Genomic DNA, 25,908 nt, shown 5'->3' with positions numbered 1-25,908 from the left:
CCCCGCTTCACCCTTCGGCTTGCCGGTAAATGATGGTGGTGCTGCCCACGACGATCCGCGAGCCGTCGCGGAGCGTAGCGCGGGTGGTGTGCTGCCCGTCCACCACGATGCCGTTGGTGGACCCGAGATCCTGGATCGTCGAGGGCGTTCCGGTCCGGATCTCGCAGTGCCGGCGGGAGACGCCGGGGTCGTCGATCCGCACGTCGGCCTCGGTGCTGCGGCCCAGCACCAGCGTCGCGCGGGAGATCTGGTGGCGGGTGCCGTTGATCTCGATCCAGTGGCGGGTTCGGGAGCCGGGCGACGGGGCGCCGACCGGTCCGGAGGGGCCGGCGGGCCGCTGGCCGGCGGGCTGGGTGGGCTGTGGGTAGCCGTAGCCGCCGGGGCGTGCCGGGGCGCCGGGCGGCGGCGCGCTCGGCATCGGCGGGGCGGCGCCGGGCTGCTGAGGGTAGCCGTAGCCGCCGGGACGCTGCGGGGCGCCGCCCGCGGGGGCGTGCTCGGAGGCCTGCTGGTTGCTGGAGGAGGCGAGCGTGCGGCTGCGTACCCGGTACAGGCCGGTGTCCAGGTCCTCGGCCTTCTCCAGGTTGACCTTGATCGGCCCCATGAACGTGTAGCGCTGCTGCTTGGCGTAGTCGCGGACCATCCCGGCCAGCTCGTCGCCGAGCTGTCCGGAGTAGGGGCTGAGGCGCTCGAAGTCGGGGGCGCTCAGCTCCACGATGAAGTCGTTGGGCACGACCGTCCGGTCGCGGTTCCAGATGGTCGCGTTGTTGTCGCACTCGCGCTGCAGCGCTCCGGCGATCTCCACGGGCTGGACCTCGGACTTGAACACCTTGGCGAAGGTGCCGTTGACCAGACCTTCGAGACGCTGCTCGAACTTCTTCAGGACTCCCACAGGGCACCTCCTCTGTCGCCTTGCCCGTACTGCTTGCCGTTCCGCTACTGCTCACTGATCGTATCTACGCGCCCGGCAATCAGCCGGTTCCCCCAGCGGCCCCTCTTCGAACTCCTCGGCGTGCTTCTCCTGCCCCGGATCGGCGGTTCTTCTGCCAAGGATCGTAGAGGTGGGCCACGACCAGTGTCCCGCACCTGACTGTGCGCACGATCCCTCTCCCGGGCAGATGGGCCGGACCGGTACGAGGTTGATACGTGAACGCCGACCGCTCGGTACGCGGCCGCCCGGTGGCCGCTGCCCAGGGACAAGGGATGTGAACCCACCCCGTCCCACGTGCTAGTGTTCTGGATGTCGGAAGGGGTCAGCCCGCAGGAAACGGGGCCGGGGCCGGAAGACACACCCAATGCGCGGGTGGCGGAATAGGCAGACGCGCTGGATTCAGGTTCCAGTGCCCGCAAGGGCGTGGGGGTTCAACTCCCCCCTCGCGCACAGAAGAGCACCGACGGAACGGGCTGATCGTGAAAACGATCAGCCCGTTTCTGTATGTCCGGGCAGAGCGGGGCGGAGCGGGGTGTGACAGTGTTCACACGCGGGACGGCCCGGCGGCCGGTGGGCCGCCCGGCCGTTGCGATCCGGGGTTGTTGATCTTCGGTTCAGCGGATCCGTGGGGCTGTGGCTCGTCTCACTCTTCTTCTGGCTTCTCCTTGAGGCGCAGGGTGCGGAAGAACCTCCGGATGTCGTCGACGAGCAGGTCCGGCTCCTCCAGCGCGGGGAAGTGGCCACCGCGGTCGTGGTCCGTCCACTGGACGACGTTGTTCGTCTCCTGCGCGATGCGCTCCAGGAGGACGAAGTTGTCGTGGGGGAAGTGGGCGACGGCGGTCGGTGCCGTGGAGAGCTCGGGCGGGGTGCCCCAGTAGTCCGCGTGCGCGCGCTCGTAGTAGATGCGCGCCGAGGAGCCCGCCGTGGCGGTCAGCCAGTACAGCATGACGTTGGTGAGCAGGAGGTCACGGTCGACGGGGTGTTCGGCCCATTCGTCGAACTTCTCCACGATCCAGGCGAGTTGGCCGACCGGCGAGTCGGTCAGGCCGTACGCCAGGGTCTGCGGCCGGGTGGACTGGATGTCCGCGTAGCCCTGCCGGTCGCGTACCCAGGCCTGGAAGCGGGCCCAGGACCGGCGGGTGTTCTCGGCCTCCCGCGGTGGGAGCCCGGAGAGGTCGCCGGGGTCGTGCGCCATGTAGCCGTTGGGCAGAAGGTTCAGGTGGACGCCGATCACCTCGGGGCGCGTACGGCCCAGTTCGCGGGAGATCGCGGCGCCCCAGTCCCCGCCCTGCACCCCGTAGCGTGCGTGACCGAGCCGGCGCATGAGTTCGGCGAAGGCCGCGGTCACCCTGCGCAGTTCCCAGCCGCGCTCACGGGTGGGACCCGACAGGCCGAAGCCCGGAATGCTCGGCAGCACCAGGTGGAAGGCGTCGTCGGGGTCGCCGCCGTACCGCGCCGGGTCGGTGAGGGGCCCGGCGACGTGGGTGAACTCGACCAGGGAGCCCGGCCAGCCGTGGGTCATCAACAGGGGTGTGGCAGCCGGTTCGGGAGAGCGGATGTACGCGAAGTGGACGCGCGCGCCGTCGATCACGGTGGTGTACTGCGGCCACTCGTTGAGCCGGGCCTCGGCGGCACGCCAGTCGTAGTCGTGCCGCCAGTACCGGGTGAGCTCCCGCAGACGTGCGAGCGGCACCCCGTAGTCCCTTCCCGCGCCGGGCAGTTCGTCGGGCCAGCGGGTGAGGTCCAGCCGCCGGCGCAGATCGTCCAGATCGGCCTCCGCGATGTCCAGGCGGAACGGCTCCACGCGCTGGGCGGGGTCAGGGGGGTTCATGTCGCTCATCCGGGCAGGATTCCAGGAACCGCCGTCAGCGGTCGGACACAGCTCCGTACGAGGCCGGCTACGGCCGCCCAGTGGTCCAGCAGGTAGAAGTGGCCGCCCGGCAGAAGCTCCAGGCGGAACGGGCCGGTCGTGTGGCGGGACCAGGCCCGGACGCCGTCGAGCGGCGCGACGGGGTCCCCGTCGCCGCCCAGCGCGATCAGGGAACAGTCCAGCGGACCGCGGCCCGGCCGGGGGCGGTAGGTCTCGCTCGCCCGGTAGTCGCTGCGGATCACCGGCAGCAGCAGCGAGCGCATCTCGGGGTCGTCGAGCAGTTCCTTCGTGGTGCCGCCGAGCCAGGAGATCTGCTCGGCCAGCGCCGCGTCGTCGAGGAGGTACGACGTGGTCGGCCGGACGCGGTCGGGGGCGGGGCGGCCCGAGGCGAGCAGCGCCGTCGGGCCCCGCTCGCCGAGCCGCTGGGCGACCTCGTAGGCGAGGATGGCGCCCATGCTGTGACCGAAGAAGATCCGCGGTACGCCGGTGCCGGCGTTGCCGAGCGCCTCGGCGGTGCGGTCGGCCAGCTCGTGCAGATCCGTGAGGGCCGGCTCGTCGTGCCGTTCCTGCCGGCCCGGGTACTGCACCGCGAAGGTCGGGATGTCGTCGCCGAGCTCGGCGGCGAGGGGCCGGTACCAGCTCGCGGCGCCCCCGGAGTGGGGGAAGCACACCACCTCGGGCGTGCCGCCGTCGGCCTGGGCGGGCCCCCCGATGCGCTTGAGCCAGGGGGACGGGACAGTCATGCTCACGATTCCCTCTCAGGCCGGGGTCTGCTGGGGCTGCGCGGCGACCAGGGGGTGGTCGTGCTCGATCAGGCCCAGCTTCGAGGCGCCGCCCGGCGATCCGAGCTCGGTGAAGAACTCCGCGTTGGCCTCGATGTAGCCCTGCCAGTCCGAGGGGACGTCGTCCTCGTAGAAGATGGCCTCCACGGGGCACACCGGCTCGCAGGCGCCGCAGTCGACGCATTCGTCGGGCTGGATGTAGAGGGCGCGCTCACCCTCGTAGATGCAGTCGACGGGGCACTCGTCGAGGCAGGCCTTGTCCTTGACGTCGGCGCAGGGCTGCGCGATCACATACGACATGGGGGTTGCTTCTCCCGTTCGGTGGTGGCGGAGTCGGATCGGGGCGCGGTGTCAGACGTAGTCGATGCGCAGGCTCGGCCGGCGGTCGGCCAGCGGCAGGTAGCAGTACGACGCCCGGGCCGCCGAGAGCAGGGACGTCCCGCGGTCGCCGGCCAGCACCACCGTGTGGCAGGCGGCGAGGACCTCGGCGCCCGTGACCCGGTGCTGGGCGCAGTCCGCGTACAGCTGCCCGGCCGTCACCGTCGCCTCCGGTGTGGGTTCGGCGGGCTCGACGCCGCGGCCGCCGAGGAACCGGCGGATCGTCGCCCCGGCGCCGGGCGGGTGCCGTTCGTCGCACTCCTCGTCCCAGCAGGTACGCATGGCGCAGGCGACGCCGAAGCTGAACGCGGGCACGACCAGTCGGATGTCACCGGTCAGAGCCGCGTCTCGCAGGACGGATCCGCGTGGGGTGTGTCCCAGGGCGATGCGGTACAGGGAGTACGCGTCGACCACGGCGGTCTCCGAGCGCGCCAAGAGTTCGTCCCGGCTCACGATGGAATCTCCTTGGTGTGGGGTTCAGCGCGGTGCGGGTCCGCCGCGCGTCACAGTCCGAGCGAGATGGGGTCGGCGAAGGGGCAGTTCTCTCCGCCCGGGTTGTGGTCCCAGGTGTGGTGGCGGCACTGCATCGCGCGTCCCTCGGAGCGTTCGAAGGTCTCCATGGGGTCCATGCGAGTACGTGAGGGCGTGACGGCGTGGTCGTCGGACGGCTGCTCGTTCTGACTCATCTCGGATGCCTCGGCTTCCGGTCGGTGTGGTGGGTGAACACGGCACGGTGGTGGCGCGTCAGGCCGCAGCCCGGTCCCCGGGCGGCCGGCGGCGCAACGCGGGGGTCGCGAGGGCCGGCGGCGGCCAGGAGGCGAGCGGGTCGTAGAGGTCGGTCCCCGGCGGGACGATCTCGTCGATGCGGTCGAGGACCGCGTCGTCGAGGGTGAGCGCAGCACCCTTGAGGGCGCTGTCGAGGTGGTCCATGGTGCGCGGGCCGGTGATCGCGGAGGTGACGGCGGGGTGCGCGGTGACGAAGGCCAGGGCGAGTTCGGGCAGCGTGCAGCCGATGTCGCCGGCGAGGCCGATCAACTGCTCCAGGGCGTCGAACTTCGCCGTGTTCCGGTCCAGCGCCGGGTCGAAACGCGCGGGCACGATCGCGGGGCGGCCTCGGGTGAGGTCGATGGCGTCGCCCTTGCGGTACTTGCCGGACAGGAACCCGAAGGCGAGCGGGCTGAAGGTCAGCACGCCCATCCGGTGGCGCTGGCAGGCGGGCAGGACATCGGCCTCGACGCCACGGGCGAGCAGCGAGTACGGAGGCTGCTCGGTGCGGAAGCGCATCAGGCCGCGGCGCTCGGCCACATGGTGTGAGTCGACGATGTCCGCCACCGGGAAGGACGAACACCCGAAGGCGCGGATCTTTCCCTGGCGGACGAGGTCGGTGAGGACCCCGAGGGTCTCCTCCACATCGGTGGAGTAGTCGGGGCGGTGTACCTGGTAGAGGTCGATCCAGTCGGTCCGCAGCCGGCGGAGGCTGTCCTCCACCGCCTGGGTGATCCAGCGACGTGAATTGCCACTGCGATTACGGCCCTCGCCCATCTGGAAGTGCACCTTCGTGGCGAGCACCACGTCGTCGCGACGCCCCTTGAGCGCCTTTCCCACGATGGTTTCCGATTCGCCCGCCGCATACATGTCCGCGGTGTCGACGAAGTTGATTCCCTGGTCGAGGGCCGTGTTGACGATGCGAATACAGGATTCGTGGTCGGAATTGGCGACGTAGCCGAAATTCATGGTGCCGAGGCAGTACGCGCTCACTTCCATGCCGGTCCCGCCGAGCGTGCGGTAACGCATGGGCATGCTCCTTGCAAGGTCGACTTGCCGAAATGGTTCGGGGTTTCTCCGGATGCGAACGTGCAGCCCGCGGGTTGTGCGGCGGTATCCGGGGAAGTGGGTGTGCGAGCTGGACCGGGAGCCTACGCGCGGTGTGCAACAGGGTTCAGCACATGGCCGGTTGCCCGGCGCCAGATGGGCAAGTTGCACAAGTAGTCGGGGTATGGGTCGTCGCCGCTTGCCCGGTGCGAGAGGCCAGGGGATACGGTCCAGTCATGTCGGTCGCGGGCGGCAAACCGCTCGATTCTCGCGACTCGCCCCCGCTCCTTTTCGAATGCGCGGGCGGCGTGCTTTCTCTTCGTCCGACGCCCAGGCCGGCCTGGGCCGTCCGCCCTCCGTACCGCGATGCTTCCGTGAAAGGAGTCGGGCCATCTCCAGGCACGAAACTCGTTCCGCCGGCTGCCCCGTCGATGCGGCATCAGCCGACCTCATCGACCCCACCCTCTACAGCAGCGGAGACGCCTACGGGATCTGGCGCCGGTTGCGTCAGGAAGAGGGTCTCAGCTGGCACCAGGTGGACGACTCGCGCGGCTTCTGGTCCGTGGTGAAGTACGCCGACACCGATCTGGTGCTGCGCGACTCCGCCACGTTCACCTCCGAGCGGGGCACCCTGCTCGACCTGCTCGGCACCGACGACCCCGCCGGCGGGCAGCAGCTGGCCGTCACGGACCCGCCCCGGCACACCGAACGGCAGGCCCGGCTGAAGAAGGCCCTCGCCGTGAAGGCGGTGGACCGCCAGCGGGAGACGATCCGGGGGAAGGTGGTCGACCTACTCGAACCGCTCGGCTCGGGCCAGGCGTTCGACTTCGGCACGGCCATGCTGGCGCTGCCGATGTCGGTCACCGGCACGATGATGGGGCTGCCGGAGGCGGACTGGGCCTGGCTGAGCAGGCTGACCACCGTGTGCATCGCCGCCGACGACCCGGAGTTCCAGGACCCGGGCGGCAAGGATGCGACGCTTCAGGCGGCGCACCGCGAGCTGTTCGGCTACTTCCAGGACCTCATGCGCCACCGGCGCGACCACCTCGGTGACGACCTGCTCAGTGTGCTGATCTCCACCCGCTTCGAGGGCCGGCACATGTCCGCGAGCGAGATCGTCGCGAACTGCTACAGCCTGCTGCTGGGCGCCAACGTCACCACCCCGCACGCCCCCACCTTCTTCCTCGCCGAGTTCACCGGCACCGACGTGATGGCGGACTGGGCGGCCCACCCGGAGGTCAACGGGACGGCCTACGAGGAGGCGCTGCGCTGGGCCTCACCGGTCAACCACGTCCTGCGCTACGCCACCCGGGACACGGTCGTGCGCGGTACGCGCATCGCCGCCGGTGACGCCGTCGTCGCCTGGCTCGGCTCCGCCAACCGCGACGAGGAGGTGTTCGAGAACAGCGAGGTCTTCGACATCCGGCGCAGGCCCAACAAACACCTCGCCTTCGGCATCGGCCCGCACTACTGCGTCGGGCACAGCGTCGCCCGCATCACCGTCGGCGTCCTGTTCGAGGAACTCTTCGCCCGCTACGAGGACTTCGAGCCGGCCGGCAAGCCCGAGCGGCTCATCTCCAACTTCGCGTCCGGCTACAAGCACGTGCCCGTCACCGCGCGCCGGCGCTCCTGAGGGGATCCGATGGAAACGGTGGAAGAAGACCGAACGGTGAAAGACGACCTCCCGCCCACCCGGCCGGCCACGGAGCCCCGGTGGTACGAAGCCAACGCGGCGCAGAAGGGGCTGTGGGTCCTGGACCGGGTGGAGCACCTGCGTCCCACGAGCCTGATCCCCACCGTCGTGCGGTTCTCGGGACCGGTGGACCACGACCTGCTCGTGGCCTCCGTACGACGGGTCCTGGGCCGGCATCCCGCGCTGCGCTCCCGTTTCCGGCTCGACGCCTGGAACAAGCGGATCGAGTACCGCACGGACGCCCCGCCCGCCGAGGCCGGCTTCCTCGACGCCGCGGCCGAGGGCTGGTCCGCGCGGGAGCTGGACCGGCTCGTGGAGCTCCTGTGCTACACGCCCTTCGACCTCGCCGACGAGGCGCCCGCCCGTGCCGAGGTGATCCGCATCGACGCGGTGACCACGCTGCTGGTGTTCACCGTGCACCACATCGTCTGCGACGGCTGGTCGCGCACGCTGCTCATGGCGGAGATCGCCGAGGTGTACCGGGCGGGCCTCGCCGGTGCCGAACCCCGCCTGAGCACGCCTCCGCACCCCAGCGGCGTGGTCACCATGACGGGACCCGAGGAGACGGAGGAACGGCTGCCCGCGGTCCTCGAACGGCTCGCGGGTGTCCCCGTCGACGTGCGGATCCCCTTCCGCCGGCGGACCGACGACCCTTCGCTGTCCGGGGCGAGCGCCGCCCTCCGGCTCGACGCCGGCCTCACCGAGGACCTGCTGGCGGTGGCCGAGGCCGAGGGCTGCACCCCGTTCATGGTCGCCACGGCCCTGTTCGCCGCCTCCCTGGCGCGCACGGGTGACCAGCGGGAGTTCCTCTTCGCCTTCGGGTGGCCCGGCCGTGACGATCCGGCCCACGCCGACGCGATTGGCATGTTCATGAATACCGCCATGATCCATGTGTCCGTCGACGAGGCGACCACCTGGCGTGAGCTCCTGCGCACCACACGGTTCGCCGCCATGGAGGCCTTCGTCGACGCCGACGTGCCGCTCGAGGCCGTAGCCGCCGGCCTGCGGCCCGAGCGGAAGGTCATCTGGCCGCCGCTGTCCGCGGTGCTGGTGAACATGGCGGAGGTGCCCGCCGACCTGCATCTGGCCGAGGACGTGGTGGGCCGCATCCAGCCCCTGCCCTCCCTGCACATGAAGTACGACCTGGGCCTGTTCGTCACCGTGACCGAGGAGTCCGGCACCCGGCGGATGGAGCTGTCCGCCGACTTCATCGAGGCCCTCTACGACCGGGGCGACGTCGCCGCCCTCCTCAGCGACCTTCAGCGCTGTGCCATCCAACTCGTCGACTCTCCGGAGGAAACCGTGACCGACCAGTCCGCTGCCGTAGACCTGTCCACGCGCGAGGCCCGCATCGCACTCGTCCGCTCCCTGTGGCAGGAGGTCCTCAAGACCGACGACCAGGTGGGCGACGACGTCAGCTTCTTCGACGCCGGCGGCGACTCCCTGCTGCTCATCATGCTCGTCGAGCGGCTCAGCCAGGCCTCCGGCCAGTCCCTGAGGACCATGGACCTCTTCCGGGCGGGAACCGTCCGCGGCCACGCCGAACTCCTCACCGCTCCGGCCGGCCCCGGCGCGTCCGCCGCCGGGTCCGGTGCCCGCGACCGCATCCTCGGCGCCGCCCGCGGCTGACCCCGGGCCCTTTCGCAGCCCGCGCCGACCGCGACCACTCCTCGTACCCGTGGGAAGAGACTGATCAATGACGCTTGACGACCTTGCTGCCGCGGTCCTGGACACGGACGCGGACAGCGCGAGTTTTGGTGCCTGCTCCTTCATAGAACTCGGCGGCGACTCGCTGCGCGCCATGCGGCTCGCCGCCCTGGCCCGGGAACAACTGGGCGTGAGAGTCCCGATGAAGGCCCTGCTCGGCGGCGAGCCGCTGGCCGCCGTCCTGGCGGGCGCCGAGGTGGAGGCCGCGCCGCGGGAGGCCGTGGCCGCCGCCGAGGCGGCGGCGGCCGAGAGCGGGCTGTCCCGCACCCAGCGGGGCATGTGGCTCATCGAGAGCATCACCGGCGGCTCCCCCTACAACCTGGTGTTCACCGCCTTCGTCGAGAAGGGGGACCTCGACGTCGAGGTCCTCAAGGAGGCCGTCGCCCGCACCGTCGTCCGCAACGAGGGGCTGCGCACCGTCTTCACCGAGGACGAGGCCACGGGCGCCGTGGTGCGCACGGTGCTGGACGAGCACACCGCGGAGTTCACCGGCATCGTCTGCGCCGGGGAGGCCGCCGGCTTCGAGGACGAGGTACGCCGTACCTCCCGGGCGCACACGCGGCGCCCCTTCGACCTCAAGGCCGCGCCCGCCGTGCGCTTCCTGCACTTCACCCACGCGTCGGGCCGCCAGGCCGTCGTCCTGACCGCACATCACATGGTGCTCGACGGCTGGGCCGTGGGCCTGGTCTTCAGGGAACTCCTCGCCCACTACGAGGAACTGTCGGGCGGCACCCCCGCGGACTTCGGCCCGGGCGTCCCCCTCGGCACCCTCATCCGGCGTCAGGAGGAGCAGCGGGCGGCCGGCCTGTGGGACAGGCAGGCCGACTTCTGGACCCGGCACCTGGACTCCGTGCCCACCGTCCTGGAGCTGCCCGCGGACCGGCAGCGCCCCGCCGTGCAGGACGCGGCGGGCGACCGCCGGTCCCTCGACCTGGGCGGCCCGGCCAGCGCCGCCGTCACCGAGACGGCCCGCGCCCTGGGCATCACCCCGTTCGCCCTGCTGCTCGGCGCGTTCGCGCTGACGCTCGGCCGCACCACCGGGGCGCGCAGTCTGCTGGTCGGCGTACCGCTGCTCGGCCGGGACACCTCCGAGCTCGAAGGGCTCGTCGGCGTGGCGGGCAACCTCGTTCCGGTGCGGATCGACATCGACGACTCGGCGTCGGTCACCGGCTACCTGCGTTCCGTGCAGCACTCGCTGACGCTCAGCATCGACGCGGGACAGGTGCCGTTCGAGGAACTGGTCGCCCGTCTCGGCATCGAGCGCAGCGTGGGCTGCCACCCGCTGGTCCAGGTCTGCTTCGGCATGCACGACCAGCTGGTCCCCCAGCGTCTGGGCACCTCCGCGCTCGACGTCCGGATCGAGGAGGGGCACGGCGGTGGCGCCCAGTTCGACCTCACCCTGCTGGTGGGACAGGCCGAACCGACGCTGGCCGGCCATGTCGAGTACGCCACCGCCGTATGGACACAGGCCGAGGCCGACGGGTTCATCGCCGACTTCCGTGCCGCCACCGAGGCGCTGGCGACCGCCCCGGACTCGGCACTGGAGGACGTGCGCTGCCTGTCCGCCGAGCGCCGTGCGCAGCTGGCCGCGGTCAACGACGTCCGCGAGGAGTTCCCGGCCACCTCCATGGACGAGCTGTTCCGCCGGGCGGCGCGGCGCTCGCCCGACGCGGTCGCGGTCCGCGAGGCAGACGTCGAACTGACCTACGCGGAGCTGACCCGGGCGGCCGACCGGCAGGCCCGGCTGCTGCGGCGGGCGGGTGTCCGCGACGGTGACACCGTCATCGTCGCGGTGGAACGCTCCGTCGCCGAGGCCGTGGCCGTCCTCGGCGTGCTCTTCGCCGGCGCCGCCTACGTCGGGGTGGACCTCGGTCTGCCCCTCGCGCACACCGAACTGATCGTGGGCAAGGCCGCGCCGGCGGCCGTGATCGTCCCGGCGGACAAGGCCGACCACGCCGCGCTGCGGGACGTGCCGGCCGTCGCGCCCTGGGAGGCGGCCTGGGCCGCCTCCGCCGACACGGCGGACGGCGCCGAGCGTCCCGCGGCGGACAACGGACGCCGGGCCTACGTCGCCTTCACCTCCGGCTCCACCGGGCAGCCCAAGGGCGTCAGCGTCCCCCACCGCGCCGTCATCAGGCTGGTCCACCAGGCCGACTACGTGCGTACCGGCCCCGGCGAGCGGATGTTGCGGCTGTCGCCACTGCCCTTCGACGCCTCCACGCTCGAACTGTGGGGCGCGCTCCTCACCGGCGCCACGCTGGAGATCTACCCCGCCGACTCGCTGCCCTCCCCGAGCGAGCTGGGCGCCTTCCTCGTCGAGCGGCAGGTGACCGTCGCCTGGCTGACGGCGGGCCTGTTCCGGCTGGTCGAGGAGTTCGCTCCGGACTCGTTCGGCGCGCTGAAGCAGCTGCTGACCGGCGGCGACGTCGTACCGCACGACCATGTCGCCAGTGCCCTGACACGCCACCCCCACCTGGTGGTCACCAACGGCTACGGGCCCACCGAGAACACCACGTTCACCACCACGCACACGGTCACCCGCCCCGAGGACGTGTCGGGGCCGCTCCCCATCGGCACCCCGATGCCCGGCACCCACGTCCATGTCCTCGACGAGCGGGCCAGGCTCGTTCCGCCCGGCTCCGTGGGCGAGCTGTACACCGGAGGCGAGGGACTGGCCGACGGATACATCGGCGACGAGGCCGAGACCCGGCGGCGTTTCGGATGGTTCTCGCCCGACGTGCCGGAGCGGCTCTACCGCACCGGCGACGTCGTACGCCTCGACACCCGGGGCCGGCTCGCCTTCCTCGGCCGCGCCGACGACCAGGTCAAGCTGCGCGGCTACCGCATCGAGCTGAGCGCCATCAGCGATGTGCTGGCGGGACACCCGCAGGTCAAGGACTGCGTGGTGGTCGTCACCGGGTCGGACAGCGCCGAGAAGCGGCTCGTGGCGGCCGTGGTGCCGGATCCCGGTGTCACCCTGGGCACGGACGAGCTGCGCAGGTATCTGGCCGCCTCGCTCCCGGACTACATGGTGCCCACGCTGTGGGCGCTGGTCGAGCGCATCCCCCTGACCGCGAACGGCAAGGTCGACCGCAAGGCCCTGGCCGCCGTCGCGACGGCCGCGGGACGGGCGCCCGCCCCGGCGGCGCCCGCGGCCCGGCCGCCCGCCGACGACGTGGCGACGCGGATCGCCGAGCTGTTCGCCACGGCCGTCGAGCGCACGGGCAACCGCTCCGGGAAGACCGCCGGGCCGGTCGACGCCGACACCGACTTCTTCGCGATGGGCGGCACGTCGCTGGGCGCGGTCCAGCTGATCCGCCTGGTCAAGCAGGAGTTCGGTCTGACGCTGCGGCTGCGCGACTTCCTGCTCACCCCCACCGCTGCCCGGGTGCGCCACCTCGTGGAGGAACTCGGAAGGGCGGCGGACCGGTGAACGGGACGGAGGCGGTGGCCCGGCCCACCGAGGCGATAGCCGTCGTCGGAATGGCGTGCCGCTACCCGGGCGCCGCCGACGTACGCGAGTTCTGGCACCTGCTGCGCGACGGGCGTGAGGGCATCACGCGGTTCGACGTCGACGCCCTGATCGCCAAGGGCGCGGACCCCGCACTCGTGCGGCGCCCGGAGTTCGTACCGGCCAAGGGCGTGCTCGACGGCTCGCGCAACTTCGACTGGACGTACTTCCGCTACAACCGGGCCGACGCGGCGCACATCGACCCGCAGCAGCGGGTGTTCCTCGAATGCGCCGCGACCGCCCTCGACGACGCCGCGCTCGACGCCGCCCGGTTCGAGGGACGCGTCGGGGTGTACGCCGGGTCCGACCGGACCCTGCTCGACAGCTCCGGCGAACTCAGCCCGCTGGTCCGCATGGTGAGCCACGAGAAGGACTTCGTGGCGACCCGCGTGGCGTACAAACTCGGGCTGCGCGGCCCCGCGATCACCGTGCAGACGGCGTGCTCCACGTCGCTCACGGCGATCCACCTGGCCCGCCAGGCGCTGCTGACCGGCGAGTGCGACGCGGCGCTGGCCGGCGGTGTCACCGTGTCGCCGCCCGGCGAGTGGGGCTATCTGCACGAACAGGGCAGCATCCTCTCGCCCGACGGCCACTGCCGCCCCTTCGACGAGAAGGCCGCGGGCACGGTGCCCAGCGAGGGCGTGGGGGTGGTCGTCCTCAAGCGGCTGGAGGACGCGCTGCGGGACGGCGACCGGATCGCCGCGGTGATCCGGGGCTCGGCCCTCAACAACGACGGCTCGGACAAGCTGGGTTTCACCGCGCCCTCCATCCCCGGCCAGAGCGAGGTGATCCGGCACGCCCAGCGGGTCGCCGGGATCGAGCCGGGCGACATCGACCACATCGAGTGCCACGGCACGGCCACCCCCATGGGCGACCCGGTCGAAGTGGCGGCCCTCACCGATGTGTTCGGCGTCGCACCGCAGGACCACCCGACCTGGCTGGGCTCCGTCAAGAGCAACATCGGCCACACCAGCGCGGCGGCCGGGGTGGCCGGGTTCATCAAGACGGTGCTGATGATCGAGCACCGGGAACTGGTGCCGACACTGCACTACACCAGGCCGAACCCGCTGCTCGACCTGGACACGTCGCCCTTCGAGGTGTGCGTCGACAGCCGCCCCTGGCCCGCGGGCCGGACCCCCGTCGCCGCGGTCAGCGCCTTCGGTGTGGGCGGCACCAACGCCCATGTCGTCCTCGCCGCGGCGCCCCCGCTCCCGGCACCCGCCGAGGGCTCGTCGGCCCGGGCACTGCTGCTCTCCGCCGCCACGTCCGAGGCCCTCGGACCGTACGGCCGTCAGCTCGCCGAGCGGCTCGAAGCCGAACCCGCGCCCGCGCTCGACGCGGTGGCACGGACGCTGGCGGACCGCAGGCGGCATCCGCACCGGGCCTGTGTCGTCGCGCGCGACCACGCCGAGGCGGCCCGGCTGCTGCGTGGCGTGCGCGCACCGCAGCGGCGGTCGCTGTCACAGGTGGCGTTCCTCTTCCCCGGGCACGGAGTGCTGCGGCATCCGGCGGGCGCGGCCCCGTACCGGCTGCTGCCGGTGTTCCGTGAGCACTTCGACGAGATCGCCGGCTTCGCCAGGGCCCGCTTCGGGGTCGACCTGTCCCCGATGGTCTCCGGCACCCCCGTGGCACCGGAGTGGTTCGACGACTGGGCGCACCAGCAACTGGGGCTCTACACGCTCGGCTACGCACTCGCCCGGCAGTTGCAGGAGTGGGGGGTGAAGCCGGCGGCGCTCTTCGGCAACAGCGTCGGCGAGTACGCCGCCGCCGCGCTCGCCGGAGTGTGGTCGCCGACCGACGCGGCCGTCCTGGTCCACGAGCGCGCCGAAGGGCTGCGGGCCACGGCACCCGGCCGGATGCTCGCGGTCAACGCCCCCGTGGAGGAAGTGGCCCGCAGGGTGCGGCTGGGCGACGAGGTGACCGTCTCCATGTTCAGCCGGGGCGGCGTGGTGCTCTCCGGCCCCGCGCAGGCCATGACGGAGCTGATCGAGAGCGACGCGCTGGCCGGCCTGGACCTGAAGCCGCTCAACGTCGACCGGGCCGCTCACTGCGAACTGCTGGCCCCCGTGGCCGACCGTCTCGTGGAGCTGATCTCGGCCATGCCCACCCGGCTGCCCGACCTGCGGGTGGTCTCGAACGTCACCGGCGACTGGGCCGACCCCGACGCCGTGTCGGGCCCCGACTACTGGGGTGCGCATGTGCGCAGGCCCGTCCAGCTGGACGCCGGTATGGCGACCCTGCTCGCCTCCGACTGCGACACGTTCGTCGAACTCGGCCCGGGCAGCACGATGCTGGGCGTGCTGCGCCTCGCCCCCCAGTGGGACCCGGCCCGCGCCGTGGTGCCGCTGCTGGGCCGGGAGCAGGACGAGGAGCGCGGGCTGCTGCGCGGCCTCGGGGCGCTGTGGGAGCGCGGCCTGGACGTCGCCGGCCCCGTCCTGGCCGCGGCCGGGGCGGTCCACGACGGCGCGCCGGACACCGTCCGCCGGTGCTCGCTGCCGGGCCACCCCTTCGCCGGGCGGGACCCCGGGACCGAGGCACCGCGCCCCGACACCGCGCGGGCCGACGGCGCCGACCGGGGGTCCGCGGCCCGGCGCCTGGCCGAGGAGCTGTGGTGCCGGTCGCTGGGCGTGGCGTCGGCCTCCGACGCGGACAACTTCTTCGACCTCGGCGGTGAGTCGCTGGTGGTGCTGAACCTGATGACCCAGCTACGGGAGAAGGCCCACGTCGTCGTCCCCGTCGCCGAGTTCATGCGTGAGCCGACCTTCGGCCGTCTGCGCCGGGTCGCGGAGGAGCAGCTGGGCGACGGTCCTCTCGGGGAGACCCCGTCCGAGGGGGCCGGCGCCGACGCGGTCGGCACCGGGGCGGCCGCCCCGCCCGAGCCGCGCTTCACCCGGCTGCGCGAGGGCTCGGGCAGGCCCGTGTTCCTGGTGGCGGACGCGGTCGACTCCACGCTGAGCTACCTCGCCCTGTCCGACGGCCTGGACACGGCGCGCCCGGTGCTGGGGCTGGAGCCCAGGGGCGTCGACGGGGCGCGGATCGAGGAGATCGCCGCGTTCCACGTGGAGACGCTGACCGGGCTCCAGGCCGAGGGCCCGTACACCATCGGCGGCTGGTCCTTCGGCGCCGTCGTGGCCCACGAGATGGCGAGTCTGCTGGCGCGGCGCGGGGCACGGGTCGACCTGCTCGTCTGCCTGGACGCGTACATGCCCGGCCGGGCGGGCCGCCGCATCGGTGCCGACCCCTCGTTCGTGCTGGGGCACCTGCGGCTCATGGCCCGCGCCGCACTCGGCGTGGGTGAGGCGGGGGCGCAGGCCCGGCGCAACCCGGCACTGCGCAGGCTGCTGGTCGACAAGTTCCGCGCCTTGACGCGTTACCGGCCCCGGCCGGTCGGCTGCCCGACCGCGGTGTTCAAGGTGGGCGTCGGAGCCCGGGAGGCCCGGCATCTGCGCCTCGGCCTGAAGGGACTGTACGGGCCCGACGTCACCGTGGTGCCGGTGGCCGGTGAGCACTGGTCGATGCTGCGGGAGCCCCACGTGGGCGATCTCGCCGCGAAACTCAGCGGCCTGCTGGCCGACGACTCGGTCGAGGAGCGGCACGATGGCGAGTGACCGGACGACAGCCATCACGGCCGACGCACCCGGGGCGGCACCCGGGCCGTCCGCCGGGCCGGCGCTGCTGCGCAACCGGTCCTTCCAGGCGCTGTGGAGCAGCGAGGCGTTCGCCGGTGTCGGCGAGCAGGCCGCGGGTGTCGCCTATCCGCTGCTCATCCTGACCACGACGGGTTCGGCGGCCGCCGCCGGACTCGTCGGCTCGTCCCAGCTGCTCGCGCAGGGCCTGATGTCCTTCTGGGGCGGCATCCTCGCCGACCGGATGGACCGCAAGCAGCTGCTCATCGGCTGCAGCCTGCTGCGGGCGGCCCTGCTCGGGGTGTTCACCCTGCTGGTCCTCGCGGACGCGGTGAACGTGGTGGTGACGCTCGGCATCGCCATCGTGTCGGCGGCCTGCTTCGGCCTGTCGATGCCCGCCGGCATGGCGATGATCAAGCAGTTGGTGCGGCCCGACCAGCTCGCGCAGGCGACCGCGCAGAACCAGATCCGGTGGTTCGGCGCCATCACGGTGGGGCCGTCCGTCGGCGGTGCCCTGTACGGGGTGGCACGGGTGCTGCCGTTCATCGGCGCGAGCATCTCCTTCGGGGTCTCGACCGTGCTGATGTTCTTCGTCGGCAGGACGCCACGGCCGCTCGCGGTGGCCGGGGGGAAGAAGGAACTCCTCGGCGGTTTCCGCTACCTGGCGAAGCACCCGGTGCTGGGTCCGCTGATCGTCAGCGTCACACTGTCCAACCTGGCGTTCAACACGACCGGGATCTCCCTGGCCGTCATCGCCACCGGGACCGCGCGCGGAGCGTCCGAGTCGTTCATCGGGCTGACCCTCGCGATCGCCGGCTCCGGCGGGCTGGCCGGCGCGCTGATGGCGCGGTTCGTCATCAAGCGGGTCCGGCCGTCGGCCGTGTTCATCGCGGGCTACTGGATCGGGCCGGCCGCCGCCGTACTCCTCGCGACCATGCCCGGGGTCGTACCGCTCGGCATCGTCGTCGCCTGCGTCTACATCCGCGGACCGATCATCAACGCGCTGTTCCTCACCTACACGGCCAAAGTCGTGCCCGACGAGCTCCAGGGCCGGGTCCTCGGAGCGATCGTCTTCAGCTCCACGGTCGTCTCGCCCCTCGGCGTCCTCGCGATCGGCGCCGTCTTCCAGGCCGCGGGCCCGGTCTGGGTCTTCACCGTCATCGGTGCCATCGCCACCCTCGGTGCCCTGCCCACCCTGACCAAGGGCATCCGGACCCTGGCCTCGGTCCAGGACCTGACGTGAACCGAACCACCACCAAGGAGTTGTCATGACAGACGTGCTGCCCCCGGAGTTCTTCACCCATCCGATCGACGACCGGAACGCGACCTACGCGCAGCTGCGGTCCGCCTGCCCCGTGCGCGCCATCAACCATCCGCCGGGCGCCGAGGCGTACATCGTGTCGGACTACGAGATGGCGCTGAAGGCGTTCGGGGACAGCCGTATCTCCAAGTCCCTGGACAACGCGCCGAAGTGGTTCCGCGACCAGCTCTTCGACAACAGCCCTGTCCAGGCCCGCAACATGCTCATCGCGGACGCCCCGGAACACTCGCGGCTGCGCAAGCTGGTCAGCAAGTCGTTCGTGCCGCGCCGCATGGAGAAGATGCGTCCGCGCATCCAGGAGATCGCCGACGACCTCATCGACGCGTTCCCGGAGTCGGGCGAGATCGACCTGATGGAGTTCGCCCGGGTGCTGCCCGTCATGGTCATCTTCGAGTACCTGCGTGTGGACGTCTCGGACCGCGAGACGCTCTACGACTGGTCCAAGATCCTCGGCGGTGCCCCGTACGCCGACGAGGAGGCCAACAACCGTCTCAAGCAGGTGAGTTCCGCCTTCGAGCAGTACATCCTCGATCTCCTCGAGGCCCGCCGCTGTGACCTGGGCGACGACCTGGTGAGCCAGCTTCTGCGCGCGGCCGACGAGGAGGGCACGTTCACCGTCGACGAGATCGCCTCGACGATGTCGCTGGTGATCATCGCGGGCCAGCGCACCACCACCAACCTCATCGGCAACGGCGTCCACGCCCTGCTCACCCACCGCGACCAGTTCGACCTGCTGCGCTCCCGGCCCGACCTGGTGGTCTCCGCGGTCGAGGAGTTCCTGCGCTACGAGTCACCGAGCTACCGCGGCACCCTGCGCGTCGCCGCGCAGGACATGCAGATCGACGGCGTCCCCATCGGCAAGGAGGCGTTCGTCCACCTGCTGATCGCCGCCGCCAACCGCGATCCGAACATCTTCGAGGACCCCGACCGCCTGGACATCACCCGCACCAACAACCGTCACCTCACCTTCGGTCACGGTCCGCACTTCTGCCCGGGCGCCCCGCTGTCCCGCCTGGAGGGCCATGTCGTCTTCCCCACGCTGCTCCGCCGGCTCGAGGGCCTGACGCTGGCCGTCGACCCCGCGAGCACCGAGTGGGTGTACGACAACTCGGTCAGCCGCGGACTGGCGAAGCTGCCGGTGTCGTACGAGCGTCTGCGGCCCCGCTCCGCCGCCGACACCTCCGAGGAGCCGGCCATGACCGGCTGCCCCGTCGCCCACGGGGGTTCCTGACCATGCGGATCCTCGTACTGGGCGGTACGGCGTTCCTGTCGCACGCCGTCGCCACCGAAGCCGTACGCCGGGGGCACGAGGTCAGCTGCGCGGCGCGCGGCACCTCCGGGAACGTCCCGGACGGCGCCACGCTGGTCAAGGTCGACCGGGACGCCCCCGACGGTCTCGCCCCGCTGGCGGGCCTCGACTTCGACGCGGTGGTGGACGTGGCCACCATGTCGTACCCGTGGGTCCAGGAGGCGCTGCGGGTGCTCGGCACGCGCGCCCGGCACTGGACGTTCGTGTCCTCCATCAACGTGTACGCCGACGCCGTCACCGTCGGGCAGAACGAGGACGCGGTCCTCCACGAGCCCGCCGAGTCCGGTGCGGCGGCACTGGAACGCATCGAGCACCCGCATCTCTACGGCGCCATCAAGGTCGCCTGCGAGAACGCGGTGCGCGCCGCCCTGGGCAAGCGGGCGCTGATCGTGCGCTCCGGGCTCATCGTGGGCCCCGGCGACGTCTCCGACCGCTTCGGCTACTGGCCCGCGCGGATCTCCCGCGGCGGCCGCGTCGCCGTACCGGACGTCCCCGAGCAGCCCACGCAGGCGGTCGACGTACGCGATCTCGCGGCGTGGATCGTCGACGCGGGGGAACAACGTGTCGGAGGCACCTTCAACGGCGTCGGCCCGAGTCTGCCCTTCGGCGATCTGCTCGACCTGATCGTCAAGGCGGTCGGCGCACCGGACACCGAACTCGTCCCGGTCGCCGAGCAGCATCTGGACCGGGCCGGGGTGCAGGTGTGGCGGGGACCCAAGTCGCTGCCGCTGTGGGTGCCCCCGGAGGACCGCGGCTTCATGGCCCACGACCACACCCGGGCCGTCGCCGCCGGCCTCACCCACCGCCCGATCGAGGACGTCGTCGCCGACGTCCTCGCCCACGAGCGCCACCTCGGCCTCGACCGCGAGCGCGAGGCGGGGCTCACCCCGGCCGAGGAGGCCGAGCTGCTGAAGAATGTGGAAGGCGAACCGCGATGAGCACAGACAGCTGGCGCAGGATCGGCGAGGGCGACCCGTCCCGTACGGTCCTCGCGGTGGACTTCGACTCCACCGGCAGGCCAGAGGCCGACTTCCGCCGACTCGCCGCGCGTCTGACACCGCGCCGGGAGATCTGGCACACCACCCAACCCCTGGAGTCCGAGCGCGAGTTGCTGTCGGCAGCCGACTACCTGACCCGGTGGCGCAGGCTCCCGGAGGGCCGGCGGCGGATCGACACCGTCATGGGCTACTGCGTGGGCGCCGTGTTCGCCGCGGCCCTCGCCGACGAGATCGCCGAGGAGCAGGGGGAGCGGCCGGCCCTGCTGCTGCTCGACCCCGAGCCGGTGGACCGGCTGAGCCTGTACCGCGACTTCCGCAAGGCCGTCGACACCCTCACGGTGGTCCCCGAGGAGGAGCGCGCCGGCGCCATCGCCGAGGTCGTCCGCGTGACGGCCGGCGAGGACGACTTCACCGTCGTCGCGGCGCAGGTCGTCAAGGTCTACGAGACCGTCGCGGGCAGCGCCTTCGACCTGCTCGGCCTTGACGAGGAGACCACCGAGGACCTGCTCGGCCTGTTTCGGTCCTACGTCTCCTACCTGCACGCGGCCCTGCAACTGGACCCGGAGGAGGGCTGGGCCGAGGCGCTCGCCCTGACCTCCGCGCACGGCGGTCCGGGTGCCGTGCACGCACACGCCGCACGGCGCTTCCCCGTGGACACCGCGGCGCTGCTCGACACCCCGGGCGTGGCCGAGGCCGTCCACCGATTCCTGCTGGAGCGTGGCGCATGACCGTGTACGACACACAAGCGTCGCGGACCACGTCCGCGAGCGGGACCGTCCTCGACGACGGCACCGCGGAGCCGGACGCCGACTGGGCCGACCACGCCCTCGCCTGCGCCGCGGCCTACCGCCACCGGCTGACCTCGGACAGGGACGTGGAGCTCAGGGTGGCCGGCCTGGCCGGGCCGCTCAGGATCCGTGTCGAGCCCACGACGACCCTGGCCGAGCTGGTGGAGCGGGTCCGCGCGGCGCGCACCTCGCCGGTGGCGGCCGGGGCCGGCGCCGTGTCCGGCGGCACACAGGTGCTCCTCGACGCGGGCCTGGTGGCGGTGGACGACCTCGCCTTCGTCCTCACCCTCGACGCGGACGGCCGCCTCGACGCCCGGGCGCGGGGCAACCCGGAGCGCCACAGCGACGAGGAGGTGGCGGCGCACACCGACCGTCTCGGCCACTTCACCCGGCGCCTCCTGGACGCCGGCCCGACGGCCGAGGTGGGCGGCGTCGAGCTGCTCACGCCTGCCGAGCACCACCAGATCATGCACGTGTGGAACGACACCGCGCACCAGGTGCCGACCCTGACGCTTCCCGAGCTGGTCGAGGCGAACGCCGCGGCGCACCCGGAGCGGACCGCCCTCAGCCACCGCGACCAGCGGCTCAGCTACGCCGAACTGGACGGGCGCGCCAGCCGGATCGCCCGGCTGCTGATCGCCGACGGCGCCGGCCACGGGGACATCGTCGCCATGGTGCTGCCCCGGTCGGCCGACTACGTCGTCACGGCCCTCGCCATCGTCAAGACGGGCGCCGCCTATCTGCCGGTGGACACGAGCTACCCGGTGGAACGCGTCAACCAGGTCCTCGCCGACGCCCAGGTCACCCATGTGGTGACCGTGCGGGAACTGACGGACTCGGTCCTGGTGCCCGCGCGCCAGCTGGTCCTGGACACCCCCGACGCCGTGGCCCGGCTCGCGGCGGCCACCCCGGCCCCGCCCACGGACGCCGACCGGCGCGCACCGCTCACCCCCGACTCCCCGGCGTACGTGCTCTACACCTCGGGTTCGACGGGACGCCCCAAGGGCGTGGTGGTCGCCCACCGCGCCATCACCAACCGGCTGCACCACATGCAGCACCAGATTCCGCTGGGCCCGGACGACCGGCTGCTGCAGAAGACGCCGGCCGGGTTCGACGTGACCGTGCGCGAGGTGTTCTGGCCGCTGCTCGCCGGGGCGTCGATCGTGGTCGCCGAGCCCGAGGGGCACCGCGACCCCGCGTACCTGGCCGAGACGATCGTCACCGAGAACATCACCATCACGCACTTCGTGCCCTCCGGCCTGAAGGTGTTCCTGGCGGAGCCGGGCGCCGCCGCCTGCACGAGCCTGCGCCGTGTGGTGTGCGGTGGCGAGGCCCTGCCCGCCGAACTGCAGGCCTGGTTCTCCTCGGTCCTCGACGCCGACCTGTTCAACGTCTACGGCCCCACCGAGGCGGCCGTGGACGTGACCTCGATGCTGTGCCCGAAGAAGCCCGAGCCCGGCCCGGTGCTGATCGGCCGGCCGGTGTGGAACACCCGCCTCTACGTGCTCGACGAGCAGCGCCGCCAACTGCCGCCCGGGGCGACCGGCGAGCTGTACCTCGCCGGTGTCCAGCTGGCCGAGGGATACCTGGGCCGGCCGGACCTGACCGCCGAGCGCTTCGTCGACGACCCGTACGGCGGGCCCGGCGCCCGCATGTACCGGTCCGGGGACGCGGCACGCTGGCGGGCCGACGGCGTGATCGAGTTCTTCGGCCGGCTCGACCACCAGGTCAAGATCCGGGGGTTCCGGGTCGAGCTGGGGGAGATCGAGTCCGTCCTGCTGCGCAACGGGCAGCTCGGCCAGGCGGTCTGCCTCGTGCGCGAGGACACTCCGGGCGACCAGAGACTGGTGGCGTACGTGGTCTCCGCGCACGACACGGCCCCCGACCTGGACAAGCTGCGCGCGCAGGCCGAGTCGGTGCTGCCCGACTACATGGTGCCGAGCGCGTTCGTCGTCCTGGAGCGGCTGCCGCTCACCGCCAACGAGAAGCTGGACCGGGCAGCCCTGCCCCGGCCCGAGTCCCAGGTGGCCCGCGCGGGACGTGAACCGGCCACGACGGGGGAGATCCTGGTGGCCGAGCTGTTCACCGAGCTGCTCGGCATCCCGGACGTCGGCGTCGGGCAGCACTTCTTCAGCTCGGGCGGCAACTCCCTGCTGGCCAGCCGGCTGATCAACGACATCCACGAGCGCTCGGGTGTGCGCCTGCGGATCAGGCAGCTCTTCGACGATCCCACGGTCGGCGCGATCGCCGGCCTCATCACCCCGTAGACCGCCCACATCACCCCGTGGGCCTCGCTCGCGGCGGTGCCGGCACATCCCTGTCGGCACCGCCCGGGCTCGCCACCGTGGACGCGGGACCGCCCGCCGGACGTCCACGCCCTTTCCTCTCCCCGGCCGACCACGGCCCTCTCATCTCGGTCTCGGAAACGGAGCAGTCCGACATGCGCACTCTGAAAGTAGCCTTGCTGGGTTGCGGCGTCGTCGGCAGCGATGTCGCACGGTATCTGGCGGCTCACGAAGCCGACCTCACCGCACGCATCGGCGCCCGGGTGGAGCTCGCCGGGGTCGCGGTCCGCCGCGCGGACCTGCCGCGCCCCGGCATCCCCTCCCCCCTCGTCACCACCGACGCGGACGCCCTGGTGACCCGGGGCGACATCGACGTCGCGATCGAGGTCATCGGCGGCATCGACCGCCCGTACGACCTGATCACGAAGGCGTTCGCGCACGGCGCCTCCGTCGTCAGCGCCAACAAGGCCCTGATCGCCACCGAGGGCGCCGCACTGCACGCCGCCGCCCGCGACAGCGGCGTCGACCTGTTCTACGAGGCCGCGGTGGCCGGTGCCGTCCCCCTGCTGAGGCCGTTGCGCGAGTCGCTGGCCGGCGACCGGGTCACCCGGGTGCTCGGCATCGTCAACGGCACCACCAACTTCATCCTCGACCGCATGGACACCGCCGGCTGGGAGTACCCGAGGGCGCTGAAGGAAGCCATGGCCCTCGGCTACGCGGAGGCCGATCCGACCGCCGACGTCGAGGGCCACGACGCGGCCGCCAAGGCGGCCATCCTCGCCGGGCTCGCGTTCAACACCCGGGTCCGCCTCGACCAGGTGCACCGTGAGGGCATCACCGACATCACCGCGGCGGACATGGCCGCCGCCCGGTCCGCGGGCCGCGTGGTCAAACTCCTCGCCGTCTGCGACCGCGCCCCGGACGGCGGCATCACCGTCCGGGTCCACCCGGCGATGCTGCCCGCCGGCCATCCGCTGGCCTCGGTGCGCGACGCGTTCAACGCGGTGTTCGTGGAGGCCGACGCCTCGGGGCAGCTGATGTTCTACGGCCCCGGCGCGGGCGGGGCGCCCACGGCCGCCTCCGTGCTCGGCGACCTCGTCGCCGCCTGCCGCAACCGGCTCGCCGGGGTCACGGGGTCCGACGACACGGCGTACGCGCGACTGCGGGTCCGGCCGATCGGGGACGTGGTCACCCGCTACCACATCGCCCTGGACGTGACGGACGAGCCGGGCGTCGTCGGCGCCGTGGTCGCCGTACTCGAACGCCACGGGGTGTCCGTCGAGGACTTCCGGCAGACGCGTGCCGACGGCGGCGCCCGGCTGTTCCTGTCCACCCAGCGCGCCCTGGACGGGGCGCTCTCCGCGGCCGTGGCGGCACTGCGCGGCCTGAGCCAGGTGCGGGGCGTACCGCGCACCATGCGCGCCGAGGCCCTCTGACCGCGGGGCCTTCGACCACCACCCGCACGCTCCCGGCCGGAAGGGCCGCACGATGACGACAGCCCCCCTCCACGATCCCACCCGGCGTGGTTTCGCCAGCGACAACCACGCCGGGGTCCATCCCGAGGTGCTGGTGGCGATCGCCCGCGCCAACGGCGGCCACCAGCCGAGCTACGGCGGTGACGTCCACACCGAACGCCTGCGGCGGACCGTCCGGCGCCACTTCGGTCCCGCGGCGGACGTCCACCCGGTCCTGAACGGCACCGGGGCCAACGTGGTGGCGCTCCAGGCCATGCTCGACGTCTGCCAGGCCGTCATCTGCGCCGAGTCGGCACACATCAACGTGGACGAGTGCGGCGCACCGGAGCGGGTGGGCGGCATCAAGCTGCTGCCCGTGCCCACCCCGGACGGCAGGCTCACCCCCGAACTGGTGGCCCGCCGCGCGGCGGATCTCGGCAACCGGCACCGGGCACAGCCCAGGGTCGTCTCCCTCACCCAGTGCACCGAGACCGGGCTCTGCTACACCGCCGACGAGATCCGCGCCCTCTGCGAGCAGGCCCACGGCCTGGGCCTGCTGGTGCACATGGACGGCGCCCGCATCGCCAACGCGGCCGCCCACCTCGGCGTGTCCCTGTACGACATGACGACGGGCGCCGGCGTGGACGTGCTGTCGTTCGGCGGCTCCAAGAACGGGCTGCTCCTCGGGGACGCGGTGATCGTCCTTGAGCCGCGGGCCGTACGAAGCGTCGGACTCATCCAGAAGTCCGTCATGCAGCTGGCTTCCAAGACCCGCTTCGTCTCGGCCCAGTTGGACGCGCTGCTCGACGGCGACCTGTGGCTGCGCTCGGCGGCCCGCGCCAACGCCATGGCCGACCGGCTCCACAGGGCGGTGCGCGGGCTGCCGGGCCTCACCGTCACCCGCCCCGTCCAGACCAACCACGTCTTCGCCGTCCTGCCGCCGGACGCCACGCGACGGCTGCTGAAACGCTTCCCGTTCCACGTCTGGAACGAGCGCACCGGTGAGGTCCGCTGGGTGACCGCCTTCGACACCACCGAGGAGGACGTGGACACGTTCGCGGCCGCCGTCGGGGAGGAACTCGCGGCCGGCTGAGGCGAACAGAAGGCGGCGGCACCACCGGTTCGGCCGGTGGTGCCGCCGCCTTCCGCTCGGGTTCAGCCGACGACGGTCCAGGTGTCCTTGCCGGCGAGGAGTGCGGTCAGGTCGCCCTTGCCGTGCTGTTCGACGGCGGTGTCGAGCTGCTCGGCCATCTCCGTGTCGTAGACGGGCCGTCGGACCGAGCGGAACACACCGAGCGGGGTGTGGTGCAGGGTGTCGGGGTCGGCGAGCCGGGACAGGGCGAACGCGGTCGTGGGGGAGGCGGTGTGGGCGTCGTGGACCACGATCTGTGCCTCGTTGTCCGGGGTGACGTCGACCACTGTCAGGTCGCCGGTCTGCGGGTCGCG

The 25,908-nt window shown here is 72.3% G+C and carries 18 protein-coding genes, 1 tRNA gene and 1 pseudogene; 12 read left to right on the top strand and 8 right to left on the bottom strand.

The window, feature by feature from the left end; genetic code table 11:
* Positions 1-7: 7 nt before the first annotated feature.
* The gene (locus ACZ619_RS15385; RefSeq protein ID WP_469598798.1) at positions 8-889 is read right to left on the bottom strand and encodes an FhaA domain-containing protein; all 882 of its coding nucleotides are present in this window, start codon (positions 887-889) and stop codon (positions 8-10) included.
* 405 nt (positions 890-1,294) lie between these two features.
* On the opposite strand from ACZ619_RS15385, the gene ACZ619_RS15380 reads away from it, so the two are divergent.
* Positions 1,295-1,378: transfer RNA gene (locus ACZ619_RS15380), tRNA-Leu, on the top strand.
* A gap of 193 nt (positions 1,379-1,571) precedes the next feature.
* Here ACZ619_RS15380 and ACZ619_RS15375 read toward each other — a convergent pair.
* Genes ACZ619_RS15375 through ACZ619_RS15350 form a run of 6 tightly spaced genes read right to left on the bottom strand, consistent with a single transcriptional unit; the run spans position 1,572 to position 5,752 of the window.
* Positions 1,572-2,759 carry an epoxide hydrolase family protein gene (locus tag ACZ619_RS15375; RefSeq protein ID WP_469599215.1) on the bottom strand — a complete coding sequence of 396 codons (1,188 nt, stop codon included), beginning with the start codon at positions 2,757-2,759 and terminating at the stop codon, positions 1,572-1,574.
* Positions 2,760-2,764: 5 nt separating this feature from the next.
* Positions 2,765-3,541, bottom strand: a complete 777-nt coding sequence (locus tag ACZ619_RS15370) for a thioesterase II family protein (protein WP_469598796.1) — start codon at positions 3,539-3,541, stop codon at positions 2,765-2,767.
* 15 nt (positions 3,542-3,556) lie between these two features.
* Positions 3,557-3,880, bottom strand: coding sequence for a ferredoxin (gene fdxA, locus ACZ619_RS15365; protein ID WP_469598794.1), 324 nt, complete (start codon positions 3,878-3,880; stop codon positions 3,557-3,559).
* Positions 3,881-3,931: 51 nt separating this feature from the next.
* Positions 3,932-4,411, bottom strand: coding sequence for a hypothetical protein (locus tag ACZ619_RS15360; protein WP_469598792.1), 480 nt, complete (start codon positions 4,409-4,411; stop codon positions 3,932-3,934).
* A 50-nt stretch (positions 4,412-4,461) separates the two neighbouring features.
* Complete coding sequence (locus tag ACZ619_RS15355) at positions 4,462-4,644, bottom strand: hypothetical protein (RefSeq protein ID WP_469598790.1); 183 nt, start codon at positions 4,642-4,644, stop codon at positions 4,462-4,464.
* Between the two features lie 58 nt (positions 4,645-4,702).
* Positions 4,703-5,752 carry an aldo/keto reductase gene (locus tag ACZ619_RS15350; protein ID WP_469598789.1) on the bottom strand — a complete coding sequence of 350 codons (1,050 nt, stop codon included), beginning with the start codon at positions 5,750-5,752 and terminating at the stop codon, positions 4,703-4,705.
* Between the two features lie 520 nt (positions 5,753-6,272).
* Between ACZ619_RS15350 and ACZ619_RS15345 the strand changes: the two genes are divergently transcribed.
* The 11 genes from ACZ619_RS15345 to ACZ619_RS15295 all read left to right on the top strand — a co-directional run bounded on the left by ACZ619_RS15345 (position 6,273) and on the right by ACZ619_RS15295 (position 25,555).
* Positions 6,273-7,403 carry a cytochrome P450 gene (locus ACZ619_RS15345; RefSeq protein ID WP_469598787.1) on the top strand — a complete coding sequence of 377 codons (1,131 nt, stop codon included), beginning with the start codon at positions 6,273-6,275 and terminating at the stop codon, positions 7,401-7,403.
* Positions 7,404-7,439: 36 nt separating this feature from the next.
* Positions 7,440-9,092 carry a condensation domain-containing protein gene (locus ACZ619_RS15340; RefSeq protein WP_469598785.1) on the top strand — a complete coding sequence of 551 codons (1,653 nt, stop codon included), beginning with the start codon at positions 7,440-7,442 and terminating at the stop codon, positions 9,090-9,092.
* A gap of 67 nt (positions 9,093-9,159) precedes the next feature.
* The gene (locus ACZ619_RS15335) at positions 9,160-12,603 is read left to right on the top strand and encodes a non-ribosomal peptide synthetase (RefSeq protein WP_469598783.1); all 3,444 of its coding nucleotides are present in this window, start codon (positions 9,160-9,162) and stop codon (positions 12,601-12,603) included.
* The gene (locus tag ACZ619_RS15330) at positions 12,600-16,289 is read left to right on the top strand and encodes a type I polyketide synthase (RefSeq protein ID WP_469598781.1); all 3,690 of its coding nucleotides are present in this window, start codon (positions 12,600-12,602) and stop codon (positions 16,287-16,289) included. Before ACZ619_RS15335 ends, ACZ619_RS15330 begins: the two co-directional genes overlap by 4 nt.
* Positions 16,279-17,550, top strand: a complete 1,272-nt coding sequence (locus ACZ619_RS15325; RefSeq protein ID WP_469598779.1) for an MFS transporter — start codon at positions 16,279-16,281, stop codon at positions 17,548-17,550. The genes ACZ619_RS15330 and ACZ619_RS15325 overlap by 11 nt, the downstream gene beginning before the upstream one ends.
* Positions 17,551-17,575: 25 nt before the next feature.
* The gene (locus ACZ619_RS15320) at positions 17,576-18,859 is read left to right on the top strand and encodes a cytochrome P450 family protein (RefSeq protein WP_469598777.1); all 1,284 of its coding nucleotides are present in this window, start codon (positions 17,576-17,578) and stop codon (positions 18,857-18,859) included.
* A gap of 2 nt (positions 18,860-18,861) precedes the next feature.
* Positions 18,862-19,875 (top strand): NAD-dependent epimerase/dehydratase family protein, encoded by a 1,014-nt coding sequence (locus ACZ619_RS15315; protein ID WP_469598775.1) that lies wholly within the window; start codon positions 18,862-18,864, stop codon positions 19,873-19,875.
* Complete coding sequence (locus ACZ619_RS15310; protein WP_469598774.1) at positions 19,872-20,663, top strand: hypothetical protein; 792 nt, start codon at positions 19,872-19,874, stop codon at positions 20,661-20,663. Before ACZ619_RS15315 ends, ACZ619_RS15310 begins: the two co-directional genes overlap by 4 nt.
* On the top strand, positions 20,660-22,990 hold the full coding sequence (locus ACZ619_RS15305; RefSeq protein WP_469598772.1) for an amino acid adenylation domain-containing protein: 2,331 nt from the start codon (positions 20,660-20,662) through the stop codon (positions 22,988-22,990). The genes ACZ619_RS15310 and ACZ619_RS15305 overlap by 4 nt, the downstream gene beginning before the upstream one ends.
* Positions 22,991-23,163: 173 nt before the next feature.
* Positions 23,164-24,444, top strand: a complete 1,281-nt coding sequence (locus ACZ619_RS15300; protein ID WP_469598770.1) for a homoserine dehydrogenase — start codon at positions 23,164-23,166, stop codon at positions 24,442-24,444.
* Positions 24,445-24,496: 52 nt separating this feature from the next.
* Positions 24,497-25,555 (top strand): threonine aldolase family protein, encoded by a 1,059-nt coding sequence (locus tag ACZ619_RS15295; protein WP_469598768.1) that lies wholly within the window; start codon positions 24,497-24,499, stop codon positions 25,553-25,555.
* 62 nt (positions 25,556-25,617) lie between these two features.
* Here ACZ619_RS15295 and ACZ619_RS15290 read toward each other — a convergent pair.
* Positions 25,618-25,908: pseudogene (locus ACZ619_RS15290) on the bottom strand (2-oxoacid:ferredoxin oxidoreductase subunit beta); the annotation flags it as partial.

This window comes from Streptomyces sp. NPDC104367, from assembly GCF_055583825.1.
This window is presented reverse-complemented; position numbering and strand designations above follow the sequence as displayed.